Below are 2,690 nucleotides of genomic sequence, written 5' to 3' on the forward strand. Positions count from 1 at the left end.
GGATTTCGAAACTTTGAAAACTTCAAAAAAAGGATTTTTATTGCTCTGAACATCAAAAAAGAAAGGGCAAATTTTGTCCTTTCTCGAGCTTAGCTTTTCTTCAACCCACTACAGTTGACAAAGAGCCGTTTATTTTTTACCTGACTTGTCCATATTCCAGAAGTCTGTCACGGCTCCGCGTGAAGCAGATGATACGATGTGGGCATATTTACCGAGGACACCACGGCTGTAAAGTGGTGGCAAGGTTGTTTCTGCCTTGCGTTTTTCAAGTTCTTCTTCGGATACGGCCATGGAAATTTCTTTGGTATCTTGGTCAACCGTAACGATATCGCCTGTACGAAGGTAGGCAATTGGTCCACCATCCTGAGCTTCAGGAGCGATATGTCCAACAACCAGACCATAAGTACCACCAGAGAAACGGCCATCTGTTAAGAGAGCAACCTTATCTCCTTGACCTTTACCAACAATCATTGATGAAAGTGACAGCATCTCAGGCATACCAGGACCACCCTTAGGCCCAACAAACCGAACAACGACAACATCACCATCAACGATTTCATCTGTCAGAACGGCCTGAATCGCATCTTCTTCTGAGTCAAAGACCTTAGCTGGTCCAACGTGACGACGAACTTTAACACCTGATACCTTGGCAACTGCACCGTCAGGAGCAAGGTTCCCGTTCAAGATGATAAGCGGACCGTCCGCACGTTTTGGATTTTCAAGTGGCATGATGACTTTTTGACCTGGTGTGAGGTCTGCAAAGTCAGCTAAGTTCTCAGCAACTGTCTTACCAGTACATGTGACGCGATCTCCGTGAAGGAATCCATTTGCCAAGAGGTATCTCATAACCGCAGGCACACCACCGACTTCGTAAAGGTCTTGGAAGACATACTGACCAGATGGTTTCAAGTCAGCCAAGTGAGGCACACGTTCTTGGATCGTATTGAAGTCCTCAAGTGACAAGTCAACATTAGCCGCATGGGCAATGGCAAGCAAGTGAAGAGTGGCATTTGTAGAACCACCGAGAGCCATAGTTACAGTGATGGCATCTTCAAAGGCTTCACGAGTCAAAATATCTGACGGTTTGAGACCAAGCTCCAACATCTTAACAACAGCACGTCCTGCTGCTTCGATGTCTTCTTTCTTGTCAGCTGATTCAGCTGGGTGAGATGAAGAACCTGGCAAACTCATCCCTAGAACTTCGATAGCGGTCGCCATGGTATTAGCAGTATACATACCACCACAGCCACCAGGGCCAGGGCAGGCATTACATTCCAGACGTTTTACGTCCTCAGCTGTCATGTCACCGTGGTTCCATTTTCCGATTCCCTCAAAGACAGAAACTAGGTCAATGTCTTTGCCATCAAGATTTCCGGGTGCAATAGTTCCACCATAGGCGAAAATAGCTGGAATATCCATATTAGCAATAGCAATCATAGAACCAGGCATGTTCTTATCACAGCCACCGATAGCAACAAAGGCATCCACGTTGTGACCACCCATAGCCGCCTCGATTGAGTCCGCAATAATATCACGAGATGTCAAAGAGAAACGCATACCAGGCGTTCCCATGGCAATCCCGTCCGCTACGGTAATGGTACCAAACTGTACAGGCCAAGCACCTGCCGATTTGACACCTTCTTTCGCCAATTTCCCAAAATCATGCAAGTGGATGTTACATGGCGTATTTTCCGCCCAAGTCGAAATCACTCCCACAATCGGTGTTTCAAAGTCCTTATCTGTCATACCAGTCGCACGAAGCATGGCACGGTTTGGTGATTTCACCATACTGTCATAAATGCTACTGCGATGACGTTTATCTAATTCAGTCATTTGTTCCCTCCCATTTCAGTTTTTACTATTATAGCACATTTTAAAGGCAATGAACAGAAGAAAATTCTTGAATTTTCAGAAAATTTCGATTAATTCAGTTAATGGCCTTTTAATTTTTTCATCTTTTTTTGTCAAGTAACTTTACTTTACAAAAAAAATGTGTTATCCTAGTATGGTTGATGAAAATCAGTAGATTGAATCGAATATAAATACCTAAAGGAGAAATCAAAATGGCAGTACCTGCACGTCGCACTTCAAAAGCGAAGAAAAACAAACGTCGTACACACTACAAAGTAACAGCTCCATCTGTAAACTTTGACGAAACTACTGGAGATTACTCACGTTCTCACCGTGTATCACTTAAAGGATACTACAAAGGACGTAAAATCGCTAAAGCTGCATCAGCTGAATAATAGAAGGGAGATACCATGCGCGTAAATATTACACTTGAACACAAAGAATCTGGTGAACGCTTGTACCTTACTTCTAAAAACAAACGTAACACTCCAGACCGTCTTCAATTGAAGAAATACTCACCAAAACTTCGCAAACACGTTGTGTTTACAGAGGTGAAGTAAGGGTTTCAGTACACGTCAATAGACGTCAAAATATTGATTTAAAGTGATTTTTGATTTTTTGAAACTCATTATATCGCACTACAAATCAATAAAAACTCTACCTTTTACTCTACCTTTTTTAGATAAATATATCATCTGGATATTGAAGTTAAGGCTCTGTGTCAACTGTAGTGGGTTGAAGAAAAGTTAAGATCGAGAAAGGACACATTTCGTCCTTTCTTTTTTGATGTTCAGAGCAATAAAAATCCGTTTTTTGAAGTTTTCAAAGTTTCGAAATCC

The 2,690-nt window shown here is 42.4% G+C and carries 3 protein-coding genes; 2 read left to right on the forward strand and 1 reads right to left on the reverse strand.

Features of this window, described 5'->3' with window-relative positions; genetic code table 11:
* Positions 1–129: 129 nt before the first annotated feature.
* The gene (gene ilvD / locus GEZ85_RS10010; protein WP_153210202.1) at positions 130–1,833 is read right to left on the reverse strand and encodes a dihydroxy-acid dehydratase; all 1,704 of its coding nucleotides are present in this window, start codon (positions 1,831–1,833) and stop codon (positions 130–132) included.
* A 230-nt stretch (positions 1,834–2,063) separates the two neighbouring features.
* Between ilvD and rpmF the strand changes: the two genes are divergently transcribed.
* Positions 2,064–2,246: a 50S ribosomal protein L32 gene (gene rpmF, locus GEZ85_RS10015; RefSeq protein WP_000290417.1), complete on the forward strand. Its 183-nt coding sequence runs from the start codon at positions 2,064–2,066 to the stop codon at positions 2,244–2,246.
* Positions 2,247–2,261: 15 nt separating this feature from the next.
* Positions 2,262–2,411, forward strand: coding sequence for a 50S ribosomal protein L33 (rpmG, locus tag GEZ85_RS10020; protein ID WP_001265622.1), 150 nt, complete (start codon positions 2,262–2,264; stop codon positions 2,409–2,411).
* Positions 2,412–2,690: the final 279 nt, after the last annotated feature.

Source organism: Streptococcus mitis (assembly GCF_009496205.1).
In the GTDB taxonomy this organism is placed as follows: Bacteria; Bacillota; Bacilli; order Lactobacillales; family Streptococcaceae; genus Streptococcus; species Streptococcus mitis_BN.

Bases quoted from the DNA above. Each gene is read 5' to 3' on its own strand.
- ilvD (WP_153210202.1), bottom strand. From the start codon at position 1,833: ATGACTGAATTAGATAAACGTCATCGCAGTAGCATTTATGACAGTATG.
- rpmF (WP_000290417.1), top strand. From the start codon at position 2,064: ATGGCAGTACCTGCACGTCGCACTTCAAAAGCGAAGAAAAACAAACGT.
- rpmG (WP_001265622.1), top strand. From the start codon at position 2,262: ATGCGCGTAAATATTACACTTGAACACAAAGAATCTGGTGAACGCTTG.